The 15,668-nt window shown below is 61.4% G+C and carries 17 protein-coding genes; 9 read left to right on the top strand and 8 right to left on the bottom strand.

Features of this window, described 5'->3' with window-relative positions:
• The first annotated feature begins 31 nt into the window (after nt 1–31).
• A complete protein-coding gene (locus ACLEJW_RS09750) occupies nt 32–1,216 on the top strand; it encodes an acetyl-CoA C-acyltransferase family protein (RefSeq protein WP_440777467.1) in 1,185 nt (394 codons plus the stop codon).
• Nucleotides 1,217–1,226: 10 nt separating this feature from the next.
• On the top strand, nt 1,227–2,075 hold the full coding sequence (locus ACLEJW_RS09745; protein WP_440777466.1) for a 3-hydroxybutyryl-CoA dehydrogenase: 849 nt from the start codon (nt 1,227–1,229) through the stop codon (nt 2,073–2,075).
• A 27-nt stretch (nt 2,076–2,102) separates the two neighbouring features.
• On the opposite strand, the gene ACLEJW_RS09740 is transcribed toward ACLEJW_RS09745, so the two are convergent.
• Genes ACLEJW_RS09740 through ACLEJW_RS09720 form a run of 5 tightly spaced genes read right to left on the bottom strand, consistent with a single transcriptional unit; the run spans nt 2,103 to nt 8,602 of the window.
• Nucleotides 2,103–2,480, bottom strand: a complete 378-nt coding sequence (locus ACLEJW_RS09740; RefSeq protein ID WP_110699668.1) for a response regulator — start codon at nt 2,478–2,480, stop codon at nt 2,103–2,105.
• A 44-nt stretch (nt 2,481–2,524) separates the two neighbouring features.
• On the bottom strand, nt 2,525–3,751 hold the full coding sequence (locus tag ACLEJW_RS09735) for a hybrid sensor histidine kinase/response regulator (protein ID WP_145182891.1): 1,227 nt from the start codon (nt 3,749–3,751) through the stop codon (nt 2,525–2,527).
• On the bottom strand, nt 3,745–4,320 hold the full coding sequence (locus ACLEJW_RS09730) for a chemotaxis protein CheB (RefSeq protein ID WP_313456620.1): 576 nt from the start codon (nt 4,318–4,320) through the stop codon (nt 3,745–3,747). The genes ACLEJW_RS09735 and ACLEJW_RS09730 overlap by 7 nt, the downstream gene beginning before the upstream one ends.
• A complete protein-coding gene (locus ACLEJW_RS09725) occupies nt 4,317–5,138 on the bottom strand; it encodes a CheR family methyltransferase (protein WP_145182884.1) in 822 nt (273 codons plus the stop codon). The genes ACLEJW_RS09730 and ACLEJW_RS09725 overlap by 4 nt, the downstream gene beginning before the upstream one ends.
• Entirely contained in the window at nt 5,135–8,602 is a 3,468-nt protein-coding gene (locus tag ACLEJW_RS09720; protein ID WP_440777465.1) for a response regulator, read from the bottom strand. Before ACLEJW_RS09720 ends, ACLEJW_RS09725 begins: the two co-directional genes overlap by 4 nt.
• A 253-nt stretch (nt 8,603–8,855) precedes the next feature.
• On the opposite strand from ACLEJW_RS09720, the gene ACLEJW_RS09715 reads away from it, so the two are divergent.
• A complete protein-coding gene (locus tag ACLEJW_RS09715; RefSeq protein WP_145182878.1) occupies nt 8,856–9,206 on the top strand; it encodes a response regulator in 351 nt (116 codons plus the stop codon).
• 30 nt (nt 9,207–9,236) lie between these two features.
• Here the strand turns inward: ACLEJW_RS09715 and cobF are convergent, their stop codons facing one another.
• Nucleotides 9,237–9,986, bottom strand: a complete 750-nt coding sequence (gene cobF / locus ACLEJW_RS09710) for a precorrin-6A synthase (deacetylating) (protein ID WP_313296751.1) — start codon at nt 9,984–9,986, stop codon at nt 9,237–9,239.
• Between the two features lie 285 nt (nt 9,987–10,271).
• Between cobF and ACLEJW_RS09705 the strand changes: the two genes are divergently transcribed.
• From ACLEJW_RS09705 to ACLEJW_RS09695, 3 genes are all read left to right on the top strand, one after another.
• Nucleotides 10,272–10,634, top strand: a complete 363-nt coding sequence (locus tag ACLEJW_RS09705; protein WP_145182872.1) for a histone-like nucleoid-structuring protein, MvaT/MvaU family — start codon at nt 10,272–10,274, stop codon at nt 10,632–10,634.
• Between the two features lie 227 nt (nt 10,635–10,861).
• Nucleotides 10,862–11,389, top strand: a complete 528-nt coding sequence (gloA, locus tag ACLEJW_RS09700) for a lactoylglutathione lyase (RefSeq protein ID WP_145182869.1) — start codon at nt 10,862–10,864, stop codon at nt 11,387–11,389.
• Nucleotides 11,390–11,484: 95 nt separating this feature from the next.
• Nucleotides 11,485–11,727, top strand: coding sequence for a hypothetical protein (locus ACLEJW_RS09695; protein ID WP_145182866.1), 243 nt, complete (start codon nt 11,485–11,487; stop codon nt 11,725–11,727).
• Nucleotides 11,728–11,733: 6 nt separating this feature from the next.
• Here ACLEJW_RS09695 and ACLEJW_RS09690 read toward each other — a convergent pair whose 3' ends face one another.
• Entirely contained in the window at nt 11,734–12,564 is an 831-nt protein-coding gene (locus tag ACLEJW_RS09690; RefSeq protein ID WP_440777464.1) for a shikimate 5-dehydrogenase, read from the bottom strand.
• 257 nt (nt 12,565–12,821) lie between these two features.
• Here ACLEJW_RS09690 and ACLEJW_RS09685 point away from each other — a divergent pair, with 257 nt between their 5' ends.
• The 3 genes from ACLEJW_RS09685 to pbpG all read left to right on the top strand — a co-directional run bounded on the left by ACLEJW_RS09685 (nt 12,822) and on the right by pbpG (nt 15,034).
• On the top strand, nt 12,822–13,004 hold the full coding sequence (locus ACLEJW_RS09685) for a hypothetical protein (RefSeq protein ID WP_145182861.1): 183 nt from the start codon (nt 12,822–12,824) through the stop codon (nt 13,002–13,004).
• 394 nt (nt 13,005–13,398) lie between these two features.
• Nucleotides 13,399–13,689: a hypothetical protein gene (locus tag ACLEJW_RS09680; protein WP_313296740.1), complete on the top strand. Its 291-nt coding sequence runs from the start codon at nt 13,399–13,401 to the stop codon at nt 13,687–13,689.
• Between the two features lie 418 nt (nt 13,690–14,107).
• Nucleotides 14,108–15,034, top strand: a complete 927-nt coding sequence (gene pbpG / locus ACLEJW_RS09675) for a D-alanyl-D-alanine endopeptidase (protein ID WP_145182855.1) — start codon at nt 14,108–14,110, stop codon at nt 15,032–15,034.
• A gap of 51 nt (nt 15,035–15,085) precedes the next feature.
• Here pbpG and ACLEJW_RS09670 read toward each other — a convergent pair whose 3' ends face one another.
• A complete protein-coding gene (locus ACLEJW_RS09670; RefSeq protein WP_145182853.1) occupies nt 15,086–15,523 on the bottom strand; it encodes a hypothetical protein in 438 nt (145 codons plus the stop codon).
• Nucleotides 15,524–15,668 lie beyond the last annotated feature (145 nt).

Raw genomic sequence — 15,668 nt, 5'->3', positions numbered from 1 at the left:
TCCCCGCCACGCCTTCGTCTCTGGAGCCCTCATGAGCCGCGCAGAAATCTACATCGTCAGTGCCGTACGAACCGCCATCGGTGGTTTTGGCGGTTCACTCAAGGATCTGCCTCTGGCAGACCTCGCCACGGCCGCGACGCGCGCCGCCATCGAGCGATCGGGCGTGGCCGCCGAGCAGATCGGCCACGTGGTGATGGCCAACGTGATTCCCACTGAACCACGCGATGCTTACCTGTCGCGTGTGGCCGCGATGAATGCCGGCATCCCCAAGGAAACCCCGGCCTTCAACGTCAACCGCCTGTGCGGCTCCGGCCTGCAAGCCATCGTTTCTGCCGCGCAGTGCCTGCTGCTGGGTGATGCCGAGGTGGCGCTCGCCGCCGGTGCCGAATCCATGAGCCGCGGCCCGTACCTGCTGCCGCAGGCACGTTGGGGGGCGCGCATGGGTGATCTGCAAGGCATCGACTACACCGTCGGCGTGTTGCAAGACCCCTTCGAGCACTTCCACATGGGCATCACCGCCGAAAACGTCGCGGCCAGCCAAGGCATCAGCCGCCAGATGCAAGACGAGCTGGCGCTGACCAGCCAGCGCCGTGCCGCTCGCGCCCAGGCCGAAGGCCGTTTCGACAGCCAGATCGTGCCGCTGGAACTCAAGACCCGTAAAGGCACCGTGCACTTCGCCGTGGACGAGCACGTGCGCGGCGATGTGACCGCCGAGCAGTTGGCAGGCATGAAGACAGTGTTCAAGAAAGACGGCACTGTCACTGCCGGCAATGCCAGCGGCATCAACGACGGTGCTGCCGGGCTGGTGCTGGCCAGCGGCGAGGCCGTGCAACGGCTGGGCCTCAAGCCCCTGGCGCGGCTGGTGGCCTATGCGCATGCCGGGGTTGAACCGGCGCTGATGGGCCTGGGCCCGATTCCGGCGAGCCGCAAGGCCCTCGACAAGGCAGGGCTGAAGGTCAGCGACCTGGACGTGATCGAGTCCAATGAAGCGTTCGCGGCGCAGGCATGCGCCGTGGCCCGCGAGCTCGGCTTCGACCCAGAAAAGGTCAACCCGAACGGCTCGGGCATTTCGCTGGGCCATCCGGTAGGTGCCACTGGCGCGATCATCGCCACCAAGGCCATTCATGAACTGCAACGCGTCCAGGGCCGCTACGCGCTGGCCACCATGTGCATCGGCGGCGGCCAGGGCATTGCCGTGATCTTCGAGCGGGTCTGAGGACTGAAGCATGAGCATCGAACACATCGCGATCATCGGCGCGGGTACCATGGGCAACGGCATTGCCCAGGTGTGCGCGGTAGCGGGCTACCAGGTGCTGATGGTCGACGTCAGTGAGGCTGCCTTGGAGCGCGGCCTGGCGACCCTGGGCAAGAACCTCGAGCGCCAGGTCGGCAAAGGGACACTGGACGCCGAGCGCGCCACTGCCGCGAAGACCCGGATCCGCACCAGCACCGACTACGCACAACTGCACAGTGCCCAGTTGGTGATCGAGGCGGCCAGCGAAAACCTGGCACTCAAGCAGCGCATCCTGCAGCAAGTGGCTGCCAACGTCAGCGCCGAATGCATCATCGCCACCAATACCTCATCGTTGTCGGTAACGCAGTTGGCAGCGGCCATCGAGCAGCCACAGCGCTTCATTGGCGTGCATTTCTTCAATCCGGTGCCGATGATGGCGCTGGTCGAGATCATCCGCGGCTTGCAGACCTGCGACAGCACCTATGCCCAGGCCTTGCTGCTGACCGAGAAGCTCGGCAAGACCCCGATCAGCGCAGGCAACCGGCCAGGGTTCGTGGTTAACCGAATTCTGGTACCGATGATCAACGAAGCGATTTTCGTGCTGCAGGAAGGTCTGGCCAGTGCGCAGGACATCGACACCGGCATGCGCCTGGGCTGCAATCAACCGATCGGGCCGCTGGCCTTGGCCGACCTGATTGGCCTGGACACCTTGCTGGCGATCATGCAGGCGTTTCATCAAGGCTTCGACGACAGCAAGTACCGCCCTGCCCCGCTGCTCAAGGAAATGGTCGACGCCGGCTGGCTGGGACGCAAGAGCGGGCGCGGCTTCTTCAGCTACTGATCAGCCAGCTCCAGCCCTGCTTGCGCTTCAGCGCAGCAGGGTCTGGATCTGCTCGTGCAGGGTGTCGAGATCGAACGGCTTGGCCAGGATCGGCGCCTTGCGCGCGATCGGGCTACCGGACTCAAGGATCTCCGCCGGGTAGCCGCTGATGAAGATCACCTTCAGATCCGGACGCAGCTTCACCGCAGGCTCGGCGATTTCCACCCCGGAAATGCCGCCGGGCAGGCGAAAATCGGTCACCATCAAGTCCAGGTGCGGTTTGCTCGCCAGGATGGCGAAGGCCTGCTCACCGTCTTCTGCCACCAATACATGGTAGCCCTCACCCGCCAGGTAATCGCGCAGGATCATCCGGATCGCCGGTTCATCCTCGACCACCAACACCACATCTTGTGCATCTTCACTCATGTTAACGCCTTGAAATTCATACAGTTGGCCATCTGACCCCAGCCTTAGACGGAGGTTGCCCGCAGCTGGTCGTTTTGTTCGGTGACGCCTGCCAAGGGCAACAGCAGGCTGAAGGTCGAGCCCTGCCCCACTTCGCTCTCGACGTGAATCCGCCCGCCGTGCGCTTGCACGATCTGCTCGGAAATATACAGACCCAGCCCAAGCCCGGCACTGCTCTGCTGGGTAGCGACCCGTTCGAACTGCTGGAAGATGCGCTGCTGGTTGCTGGCACTGATTCCGATCCCATGGTCTTGCACCTGTACCCACGCCATGCCGTCCTGGCCGAAGACCCTGACATGCACGGGCTTGTGTTCACCGTAACGCAATGCATTGGACAGCAGGTTGGCCAGTACTTGTTCAATCCGGAATTCATCCCACAGGCCCTGGAGTGTTTCGCAGCGTTGCAGCTCGATACAGGTGTCCAATGTCGCCGCCTGCGCGCTGAAGTTTTCCACCAGGCCGCGCACCAGCTGACTGAGATCGAAGACCTTGGGCCGCAACGACAGTTTACCGGTGCGGATGCGCGAGACATCGAGCATGTCTTCGATCAGGCGGATCAGGCTGTTGATCTGCCGCTCGTCGCGCTCGACCATGGCCTGCAGCTTGTCGGCACTGAACGCCTCGAGGTTGCCGCGCGACAGGTGCATCTTGCGCAACTGGGTTTCCAGGATCAGCCCGTTGAGCGGTGTGCGCACCTCATGGGAGACGATCGACATGAAGTCATCGCGCATGCGCACCGCGTGCTCCAGCTCGCCGCGTGCCAGCTGCAACTGCCCCAGCAGCAGCTCCTGCTCCTGGCGGCTGCGTTCGAGCGCCTGCAATTGCCGGTCGAGGACCTTGCGCTGACGGTACAGGTCGACGAACACCGACACCTTGCTCTTGACCGCCAAGGTGTCGAGCGGCTTGTACAGGAAGTCCACCGCACCACTTTCATAGCCTTTGAATGCGTAGTTCATTTCTCGCCCGGCAGCGGTGACGAAGACGATCGGGATATGACGCGTCTTCTCCGTGCCGCGCATCAGCTCGGCCAGCTCGAAGCCATTCATCCCAGGCATCTGCACGTCGAGGATGGCCAACGCGAACTCATGCTCGAGCAGCAGCGACAACGCCGCTTCGGCCGACTGGGCCTGATGCACTTCACGGTCATCGCCTTGTATCAGCGCGTCGAGCGCCAGCAGGTTTTCCGGCAGGTCGTCGACGATCAGCAGTTTGGCGGTGGTATGGCTTAGCATTCGCTGGATTCCAGGGTAGCGAGCAACTGCCCGATACCGCTAAGAGAAAGGATAAGGTCAGGCTGGTGCAGGGCCAACGCGGCCTCCGGCATCAGCGCCACCTGTGCGTCGCGGGGGTCCTGGACCACAGTCCGGCCGCCGCTGTTCTTGATGTAGGCAAGCCCTTGGGCGCCGTCTTCGTTGGCACCGGTGAGCAGTACGCCGAGCAATGCGCGGCCATAGGCATCGGCCGCCGAGGTGAACAGAAAATCGATGGCTGGGCGGGAAAAATGCACCGGCTCCTCCTGGCTCAGTGACAGGCTGAAGTCCGCTTCGACCGACAGGTGGTAGCCCGGCCCGGCTACATAGATCTGTCCAGCGGCAATCGGTTCCTTGTCACAGGCCTGGCGCACCGGGCGCCGCACGCGGCGCTGCAGCACTTCGGCCAACTGGCTGTGGCGATCGTCAGGCAGGTGCAGCACGCACAGCACCGGAATGCCGAAGTTCGCTGGCAGCGCGCCGAGCACGGTGAACAGCGCCGTGACGCCGCCTGCCGAGGCGCCAATGACCACCGCCTGGATACCGTTCATGATTTACGAAAGATCCGTTCAGGCTTGACCAGCGGCTGGAAACGCTCGCTGTATGCTGAAAAGTCCACCGATTCCTTGCTGCCCAGGACCAGGAAACCGCGGTGGCACAAGGACTCATGAAACAGCCCGAAGGCCCGGTCCTGCAGCTCCTTGTTGAAGTAGATCAGCACGTTGCGGCACGAGATCAGCTGCGTCTCGGAGAACACGCTGTCGGTGGCCAGGCTGTGGTCGGCGAACGTCACGTTCTCACGCAGGCTGCTGTCCATGATGGCGTTGCCATAGGCGGCGGTGTAGTAATCGGAGAAATCACGACGGCCACCGGCCAGGCGATAGTTTTCCTCGTACCCACGCATGCTCTGCAGGGTATAGATGCCTTGCTTGGCACGGTCCAGCGAATGCGGGTTGATGTCGGTCGCATAGATGATGGCGCGCTCGAGCAGGCCTTCTTCACGCAGCAGGATGGCCATCGAATACACCTCCTCCCCAGTGCTGCAACCGGCGATCCACACCTTGATCGACGGCCAGGTGCGCAGCAGCGGCACCACCTCTCGACGCAGCGCCAGGAAGTGGCTGGGGTCGCGAAACATCTCGCTCACCGGAATCGTCAGGTACTGCAGCAGTTGCATGAACATGCCAGGGTCATGCAATACCCGCTCCTGCAAGGCCGAAACGGTCTGGCAGTCGAACTGTCGCAGGGCATGAAGTATCCGGCGCTTGATCGAAGCGCCGGAGTAGTTGCGGAAATCGTAGCTGTACTTGAGGTAGATCGCCTCGATCAGCAGCCGGATCTCGATGTCGGTGTTGCGCTCGCTAATCAAATTCGCTCCAGTTGCGGCAGCCAGACGCGGATCAACGAGAACAAGCGGTCCAGGTCGATCGGTTTGGCCAGGTAATCATTGGCGCCCGCTTGCAGGCAGCGGTGCTGGTCGTCTTTCATCGCCTTGGCGGTGACGGCAATGATCGGCAGCTTGCGCCAGCGCGGCTGCTGACGGATCAGGCGGGTCGCTTCGAAACCGTCCATCTCCGGCATCATCACGTCCATCAACACCAGGTCGATATCTTCATGCTGCTCCAGACGCTCGATGGCCTCGCGGCCGTTGCGGCCGATCTCGACGATGGCGCCCTTGTGCTCCAGGGCACTGGTCAGGGCGAAGATGTTGCGCACATCGTCATCCACCAGCAGGATCTTGCGCCCCTCGAACACCTTGTCGCGGCTGCGTGCGGTCTTGAGCATGCGCTGACGTTCATGGGACAACTGCGATTCGACCTTGTGCAGGAACAGTGTCACTTCGTCGAGCAGACGCTCTGGCGAGCGCGCGCCCTTGATGATGATCGAACGCGAATACTTGAGCAGGTCGGTTTCTTCCTCGCGGGTGAGGTTGCGCCCGGTGTAGACGATCACCGGCGGGAAGGCGCGGATGTCCTCGGCGGTCATGCGCTTGAGCAGCTCGTTGCCGAGCATGTCCGGCAACTTGAGGTCGATGATCATGCAGTCGTAGATGTTCTCGCGCAGCAGCGCCAGGGCATCCTGGGCCAGGGCCACGGCGGTGATCTCGATGTCGTCGTCGCCGATCAGGCGCGCAATGCTCTCACGCTGCAGGTCATCGTCCTCGACCAGCAGGATGTGCTTGAGTTTCTGGGTCAGCTTGGATTCCAGGCGAGCGAAGACTTCCTTGAGCTGTTCGCGGCTGGTCGGTTTCACCGCATAACCCACCGCGCCCATGTGCATGGCCGCCTCGACCCGGTCTTCCACCGAAATGATGTGCACCGGGATGTGCCGGGTGCTGGCCTGCTCTTTGAGGCGCTGCAATACAGTCAGGCCGGAGTGATCGGGCAAGCGCATGTCCAGCAGAATCGCGTCAGGCAGGTATTGCGCGGCCAGCTCGAAGCCTTCGTCGGCGCCATGGGCGACCAGGCAGTTGTAGCCCAGCTCGTGGGCCAGGTCGAAGAGGATGCGAGCGAAGTTGGGCTCGTCTTCGATCACCAGGATGCAACGATTGTCGAATGGGGCACGCTCACGGTCATCGGCAAAGGTTGGCCCAGGGCTCTTGCTCGTCGCTGGCAAGGCAGGCACGCGCGGCGCAGGCAAGCTGTCGACCGCAGGGCGCAAGCTTACAGGCTCGATATCCTGATCCTGCGACTCGTAGCGCTCAGGCAAGGTCAGGCTGAACACACTGCCCTGGCCTGGGGTGCTCTGCACGGTGATCTGCCCCCCCAGCAGGAGCGCCAGGTCGCGCGAGATCGACAGGCCCAGGCCGGTGCCGCCATAGCGGCGGTTGCTGGTGCCATCGACCTGGTGGAAGGCGCCGAAGATCGCCTGTTGCTGGTCGGCGGCGATGCCGATGCCGCTGTCGCGCACCGAAAAAATGATGCCGCTGTCGGCCTGGTAACCGATGTCCAGGCTGACCTTGCCGTGTTCGGTGAACTTGAAGGCGTTGGACAACAGGTTCTTGAGGATCTGCTCCAGGCGCTGACGGTCAGTGAACAAGGTGGCCGGCACCGTGGGCGCGACGCTGACCTCGAAGCCCAGGCCCTTCTGCTCGGCCAGTGGCAGGAACATCCCACGCAGGCCCTCCACCAGACGCGCCAGCTGGGTGGTTTCCGGACGCACCTCGAGCTTGCCGGCCTCGACCTTGGCGATGTCGAGAATATCGTTGATCAGGTTCAGCAAGTCGTTGCCGGCTGAGTAGATCGACTCGGCAAACTTGACCTGCTCGGCGCTGAGGTTGCCTTCGCCATTCTCGGCCAGCAGCTTGGCCAGGATCAGCGAGCTGTTGAGCGGCGTGCGCAGCTCGTGGGACATGTTGGCGAGGAATTCGGACTTGTATTTGCTCGAGCGCTGCAAGTCATCGGCACGCGCCTGCAACTCTTGCTGGGCCTGGCTGAGCTCGTCGTTCTTGCGGTTCAGGGCGTCGGTGCGCTCCGACAGCTGCTCGTTGGTCTGCTCAAGTTCGGCCTGTTGGGTTTCCAGGTGCGCCTGGGATTCCTTGAGCACCCGCGATTGCTCTTCGAGCTCTTCGTTGGCGGTCTTGAGTTCTTCCTGCTGGACCTGCAACTCTTCATTGAGTTGCTGGGTTTCGGCCAGTACTTCCTGCAGGCGCTGGCGATTGCGCGCACTCTCTACCGAGATACCGAGGTTTTCGCCAATGCGCTGCATGAGCTCGTCGTCGCGCTCCTGCAAGGGGCGCAGGAAGCCCAGCTCGATCACGCCGTTGATCTGTCCATCGTCGCTGGTCGGCATCAACAGAGCGCTGCGCGGCAGCCCGCTGCCGAGCCCGGAGCTGAGGTGGTAATAGTCCTGAGGCAGGTCATCCAGACGCAGCAGGCGGTTTTCCCGCACCACTTGCGCCAGCAGGCCGTCGTGCTCGCCGAGCACTTGGGTGCGCGCCTGCTCGGCCGCGTCCAGGCCGTAGCTGGCCACGCGGACCAGGCGCCCGTGGTCGTCACGCACGTACAAGGCGCCGACCACGCTGCCCAAGTAGCCGGCGAAGAAGCGCAGGATCTTGTCGCCGAGCATGGTCAGGGTCAGTTGTCCCAGCACCTGTTCGGCCAGGCGGGTCTGGCCATTGCGCAGCCAGGCCTGGTGCTCGAGACGCTCGGCCGAGCGCTGTTGCGCCTGCAGGTTGGCCGTGTAGCTGTCAGAGAGCGCCAGGAGATCGCGGCGGCCCAGGTACGCCAGCATGGCGCTGAGGCCGACGATGAACAGCACGAATACACTGATGGCGGTGACGGTGACCGAACTGACCTTTTCATTTCGGGCCATGCGCAGTTGCTGTTCGCTGCCGATCAGGTCGTCGAACTCTTTGCGAATTTCGTCGGTGATGCGCTTGCCGCGACCATTGATGACGGACTGACGGTAATCGCCGCCGTTGCGTCGCTGCTCGATCATCTCGCTGCCGAAATCGTTCCAGGCGCCTTGCAGGGCGACCAGGCGGTCGATGCGGTCGAGCTGCTGCGGGTTGTCTTCGACCATTTCGCGCAGGCTTTTCAGGCTTGCCAGGATACGTGGCTTGGCCACCTCGTAGGGATCGAGAAAGCGCTCGTCGCCGGTAATGAGAAAACCGCGCATGCCGGTTTCCATGTCGATCGACAGCTTCACCGTTTCGTTGGCGTTGCCGATTACCCGGTCGGTGTGCTCGACCCATTGCATGGCTGACAGCAAGTAATTGATGACCGCGACGAACGCCACGGCGCCGAGCAGGCCTACCCCCAAGGGAAGGCCAATGTTGCGGCTCAACAGCTTGCGAAAGCTCTGCTGGTCCATTGAGGCTGCTTGAATCATTCGAAAACGCCCGCGCGAAAAGTCCATTGAAAAAGAGTGGCGGCCACCGCCTTGTTGTTATCTACCGCTGTACTCAGCGGTCAACCGCCGAGTCTAACCGGCTGCGCACAGTACCGGCAGGGCATTTAGCCAGTATTTGAAGGTGTGCCATGCGAATCGTTCCATCGAGATTGCACAATCGGTATCCTCGGGAACTTCTTTCTCTGTCTGGCGCACAGATAGGGACATGCCTTCAATAACAGGAAATCAACCCATGCACCTTCTAGTAGTCGAAGACGACGACATCGTACGGATGCTGATGGTCGAAGTGCTCGACGACTTGGGCTACGCCACCATCGAAGCGGAGAACGCCGCTGCTGCGCTCAGGATTCTCAACGATCCCGAGCAGCACCTGGCCCTGATGGTAACCGACGTGGGCCTGCCTGACATGCGCGGCGACCAACTGGCTGGCGAAGCACGGGCAGTGCGCCCTTCGCTGCCGATCTTGTTCGCCAGCGGCTATGCGGAAAATGTGGTGGTGCCGGAGGGCATGCACTTGATCGGCAAACCGTTCAGCATCGATGAACTGCGCGACACGGTTTACCGCATTCTCGGCAAACCCTGAGATGTTTCATGTTGGCCAACGCATGGCTAGCTAGACAGTCCTGCGCAGCAAATAGATGTCCATGATCCACCCCCTGCGTAGCCGCTCACGCTCGCGCACTTCAAGTATCCGGGCCTTGACTGCCTGCAACGGCCCGGCGATCAGCACCTCGTGCTCAGTGCCCAGGTAGGCGCCCCAGTAGATGTGCAGCGCCGGGTCGTGCAGCGCTGCAAACCTGCATTGGCCATCGAGCATGACTACCACGTTGTCTAGCTGCCCATGGGCTGTCAGGTGTCGCCCCGGCAGCACGGTCAGCGGCTCGCTCACGCGGTTCAGCGGCACCTGATGCCTGGCCGCCAGGGCCTGTAGGCTGCTGATGCCGGGAATCACTTCTACATGCATCGCTACGCCAGCCTCACGCACCAGGTCGAGAATGCGCAACGTGCTGTCGTACAGACAGGGGTCGCCCCACAACAAGAAGGCTCCGGTGTCGTCACTGCCCAGTTCTTCATCGATCAGCCGCGCATACAACCTGGCCCGTTGGGAATGCCACTGATGAACCGCGGCCTTATAGTCGGGCGCATCGGCGTCGCGCTGCGGGTCGGCAACTTGGACCAGCCGGTAGTTGCCCTGCGGGCAGTGGCGTTGGAGCATGTTTTTGCGCAGGTGCAGCAACGCGTCTTTGTCAGTGCCCTTGTCCAGTACGAAAAACACCGAGGCGCGGCGCAAGGCATCGAGTGCTTCGAGGGTGATCTGGCGTGGGTCGCCGGGACCGATTCCGATCAACAGCAAGGTTTTCATTACACGGTCGCTTATGAAACGAGGATGATGGTGAAGTTATAGCTGAGCGAGGCCATCGCGCCCGGCAATTGACAGCGCCGCATGGATCAATTCAATGAGCGAAGTGGACAGCACGGGCAACAGCAGAAAGTTCCCGAATTAGTTAATCAAAGTTAGCTGTTTGCCGAATGCCATGGGCTGACTACACTCGAAGTCAGTGGACTGATGTTTAAACCGCGTGGCCGGCGCCAAGTGCTTGACAGTTGCGTTGCGCCCTGCCGCTGAAGACGTTAAGGAGTGATGACAGTGTCCAGACTTGCAGAGTTTCGCGCCGCCGAAAAAGCGCTTCAAGAACAGATGGCGCAACTGGAGGCGTTAAAAAAGGACGCCGGCCTCAAACGGGAAATTGAATTCGAGCAGAAGCTGGTTGGGTTGATGAAAACCTATGACAAGGGCCTGCGTGATATTGTCGCGCTGCTCGACCCCAAGACGCCATCACGGGGTAAAGCGAGTGCGCCCAAACAACAGCGTCGGGCGCGCGTGGTGAAAGTCTACGAAAACCCGCATACCGGCGAAAAGATCGAAACCAAAGGGGGTAATCACCGGGGCCTGAAGGCCTGGAAAGAGCAATACGGCGCCAGCACGGTAGACAGTTGGCTGCGCGGATGAAACATCAACAAGCGCTTCACACTTTTTTCACACCGCCGCGCGCACTATCGAACCAGCTAACGGACTAGCGACCCCATCACGCGCCCGCACATGCGGGCCTCTAATTCCAGCGCCCTGCTCCTTCAAGAGCAGGGCGCTTTCATTTGCGCTGAATCTTCACTGCCGTATCATGGTCTGCTTGTTTGTTGCGCTGGCAACCGCTTGCCAGCTTCGCTATTGGAGTTCCTATGAGCCTGCATGATCTGCAAACCCTGCCTGGTGTCACCGCGCAGCCTGACGCCGCCACCGCCCAGTTCGTGTTCAACCACACCATGCTGCGGGTCAAGGACATCGAGAAATCGCTGGACTTCTATACCCGCGTGCTGGGCTTTCGCGTCGTCGACAAGCGCGACTTCCCGGATGCGGCCTTCAGCCTGTACTTCCTGGCGCTGGTCGACCTGGCGCAGATCCCCGCCGATGACGCCGCGCGCCATCAGTGGATGAAGTCGATCCCAGGCGTACTGGAACTGACCCACAACCACGGCAGCGAGAACGACCCTGAGGTCGTCTACCACAACGGCAACACCGACCCGCGCGGCTTCGGCCACATCTGCGTATCGGTGCCGGACGTGCGCGAGGCGTGCGCCCGTTTCGAGGCGCTGGGCGTGCCCTTCCAGAAGCGTCTGCAAGACGGGCGCATGAACCACCTGGCCTTCATCAAAGACCCGGACGGTTATTGGGTCGAAGTGATCCAGCCGGCCGCACTCGAGGGCTGATCACCCCTGGGTACGCTCGTCGGGCCGGGTTTCGCCGGCCCCCTGCTGTGGTATATCAAAGTTATGGCTTTACCCACCACAGCGAGGTAAGGACGATGCAATCTCTTCACTGTGAATACCGCGACCACATCATCACTGCCAGCGTGATGCCCCATCCCGATTCCCCCCTGCCCTATGCCGCTGGCTGTCTGATCACCGATCCGCAGGGTCATGTCAGCAGGCGCATGTCGATGCCGATGAAGTTCTTCTCCGACCTGGACAATGCCCAGCACGTGTCGCTGGCCCACGGCCGAGCACTGGTCGACCAGCAACTGGATGGGCGCCACCGCGCCCGCTAAGGGCAATCAACTCACCGATGCGGCGCGCGCGTAAGCCACCGCCGCATCGACTTGTTCCGGGGTTGGCCTGACGCCGGTATACAGCACGAATTGCTCCAGGGCCTGCAAGGCGATGACCTCCAAGCCTGTGATCACCGGTTTGCCCAGCGCCTGGGCGCGGCGGATCAAGGGCGTCTGCGCGGGCATCGCGACCACGTCGAAGACGCGCTCGGCAGCCGTGATGGCAGTGTCGCTGAAGGCCAGTTGCTCCGCCTCCGGCCCACCGGCCATGCCGATCGGCGTGACGTTTACCAGCATCGGCGGGCACAGGTCACCCAGCTCCGCCACCCAGCGGTATCCGCAGACATCGGCCAACTGCCGCCCAGCCTGCTCGTTGCGTGCCACGATGATGCCCTCGGCAAAGCCAGCATCGCGCAACGCGCAGGCCACTGCCTTGGCCATGCCGCCACTGCCGCGCAAGGCAAATGCGGTATCCTGATCGACTGCATGCTGCTCGAGCAATTGCCGAACCGCCAGGTAGTCGGTGTTATAGGCCTTCAGGCGCCCTGCCTCGTTCACCAGCGTGTTGATCGACTCGATTGCCGCTGCCGATGGGTCGATTTCATCGACCAGGGCCATGCAGGCCTCTTTGTACGGCATCGACACCCCGCAGCCGCGAATGCCCAAGGCACGGATACCTGCCACGGCCGCCGGCAGGTCATCGGTGGTCATGGCCTTGTAGTAGAAGTCCAGCCCGAGCTGCTGGTACAGGTGATTGTGAAAACGCACGCCGAACGTACCTGGCCGTCCCGCCAGGGAAATACACAACACGGTGTCTCTGCTGGGGGTGACCGCCATGAATCGCTCCTTCTTCTAGATACTCACCACCACTGCGCCGGGCCACGCCGACCGCCAGGCTTACCTTACACAACCTTTACCCTTTCCCTGTGCCTGTTTTACACAGGTCGTTGTCATAGTAACAAGGCCCGCAGACAGGCGTTGGCAGTGCTCGTCACCTGAGACCGTTGATAAAACTAATGAGCACTATTGAGCGTGTTGATTTCAAACGCCGACGGCTGCTGGGTAAGGTAGGCCCACGTTTACAGGAGGTCCCCATGACCACTATCCAGATCATGTCCGTCGTCGGCACTGCCGTCCCTGCCGCGCTGCGTGCGCAAGGCCTGCTGGCCTGTTGGTACCTGGTCAGCAATGGCGAGCCGGTGAGCGGCCCGCTGGCCAGCCGCGCCAGCGCCCAGGCCCTGGCCGAGCAGCTGCAGGCCGATTGTTTCATCGCTTGACCGAATTTGTTGTGCGTTGCTCCCTACGCCCTTTGCGACCCACCTTTTGGTGGGTCTTTTTTTGCCTGGCAGAACAGCGGGGAGCGGTTGCATGCCGTCCACAGCATCATCCTTTATCAGGCATGGAAACTAACGGCACCTGTACAAAACAGGGAATAAAACCGAGCTGCAAGATAAGACGCCGGCGGTGCCCGCTGCATGAATGGGTGCTGCATTGCCCAAGACGCTTCGCTTGAAAGCTTGATCGACGTGGCTTCCATGATTATTCTCCGGCGACTTTTCAAGCGCTTGCGACGTCTGTTTTGCCAGAAGACGGCTAAACCGTGACGCGCAAAGCCGGACACGCCTACGACGAATACCGTTTCATTGGACGTAAAAAGGAGCTGTACGCCTCATGTGGATGACAAGCGAGCGGGAAATCGTGGGGAGTTTCAAGATGCTGGGGTCCAAAGACCCTGATGCGGTTTTTGCGCAGAAAAACATGCTGCTCAAAGGCGCAAAGTTTCTCAAGCTCATCGGATGGTGTTGCATCGCGCTGGGAATACCCATGCTCTTTCTGATTATTCCAGGGATCATAATGATTGCCCTGGGATGGTTCCTGTTGTCGCGGGCCAAGAAGAACATTGCGTTGATCGAGAGCGCGGCAGCGTCATACTGCGCTGAGGTCGGGATAAGCAGCATTTAAGCTTCATGGAGAAACTCGCCGAGCGGCGCCAAATGCTGCGCGGGCTCGGCGAATCCCGCATTCCGGATAGCTGATCAACAGCTAACTGCCGCAGCCTCATGGCAGCGCAAGTCATCCATGCCAGCACCCAGGCCGCTTACCCTTTTTGGCCGCACGGTTGCAGCGAAGCAATTCGCCGCCCAGTGCGACAGCCAGCCTATCTATGCCAACTGACTATGCCCAAACTATTGGGCTTATCTCGCCCGGCGTGAGGTGACGTAATGGGTACAAAATGGGTACAGGATTAAATTTCCTTCACGTTTAGCCCTTTGGATATAAGGCATTCGACAGCCGTTGAGCCATACTCCAGAATGCAGCGGTTTTTTGGGGGAAAACCCTTGCACAGCCAACGACATACCAACCTTTAGTGAGCCTCATTGTGAAAACATCCCTGTCCATACTCAGCCTGCTGCTGTTGCTCACAGGTACCGCGACGCTGCCGTCGACCGCTGCTGCTCAACCCCCGGCCAAGGTCCAGCGTGACCCGTCCAAATTGCACCTGGCATCGGGCAGTGCCCTGCTGATCGACCTCAACACCAATCAGGAGCTGTATTCAAGCCATGCCGATCGCGTGGTACCGATCGCCTCGGTGACCAAACTGATGACTGCGATGGTGGTGCTGGACGCCAAGCTGCCGATGGACGAAATGCTCACCATGACCATCGCCAACAACCCGGACATGCGCGGGGTGTATTCACGGGTACGCCTGGGCAGTGAGTTGAATCGGCGCGAAACCCTGTTGATCACCTTGATGTCATCGGAAAACCGCGCGGCCACCTCGCTGGCCAACCATTACCCAGGCGGCTATCCGGCGTTCATCAAGGCCATGAACGCCAAAGCCCGTGCACTGGGCATGGCGCACACCCGCTACGTCGAGCCGACCGGGTTATCGACGCAGAACGTCTCCAGTGCGCGCGACCTGGCCAAACTGCTGCTGGCCTCGCGCAAATACCCACTGCTCAGCCAACTGTCGACCACCCGGGAAAAGACCGTGGCGTTCCGCAAGCCCAACTACACCTTGGGCTTTCGTAACACCGATCATCTGGTGAACAAGAGCAATTGGGACATCAGCCTGACCAAGACCGGTTTCACCAACGAGGCTGGGCACTGCCTGGTGCTGTTGACCAAGATGGACAACCGCCCGGTAGCCATGGTTATTCTCGACGCCTTTGGCAAGTACACCCACTTCGCCGACGCCAGCCGCCTGCGCCAGTGGCTGGAAACCGGTGCCGCCAAGCCAGCGCCGGCGGTGGCCATGCAGTACAAGTCCGACCGGCAGGGCAAGGGACGCGTCGCTGCGGACTGAGCCTCGCGTCCGATCATTGCCCCAGCACCGACAGGCCGCTCGCTACCCGCGTCAAGCCTGGGTGTTGACCACACTACCCGCGCTGCTGCCGCCACTCTTCTGCAGCGCCTCGAGCAGTTGCCCGGTGGCCGTCATGATCTCGCCTGCCAAGGTGGCGATGCTGGCCTGTTTGGCGGTGATGGCCGCCAGACGGGTGGGATCGTCGCCCTTCTGCGCCATCAGGCTGGCCAATTGCTTCTGCTCCTCGGTCAGCTGCTTTTGCAGTTTCTTGATCATTTCGCGTAGCTGCTTGATGTGCGCAGGCTCATCACTGGCGCTGCTGTCCTGGGTACCTTTGGTCGCCTGGGCCTGGCCGTCGCCGCGGACCTTGCCGGTGTCGACGTGCAGTTTCGACCCGGCCGCCGTGGCCTTTTCGCTGTCTGCGGCCTGGGCACTACCCAGTGCCTGGGCCGCATTGTTGCTGATGTTGACTGCTGCGATACCAACCATTTTTGTCTCCCTGCCGTGCAGTGGGTCCTTGCGTTGACCAGCATATCGACCGAGGGGCGCAGAGCTTTAGCGTGCACCCGGCTGGCAGTAAATTACCTTTCCCTTGGCTCGTTCCACCCAATGTACAAGCGCAGGCGCCGGAGCT

Source organism: Pseudomonas sp. SMSB3 (genome assembly GCF_052041965.1).
GTDB lineage: Bacteria > Pseudomonadota > Gammaproteobacteria > Pseudomonadales > Pseudomonadaceae > Aquipseudomonas.
This window is presented reverse-complemented; position numbering and strand designations above follow the sequence as displayed.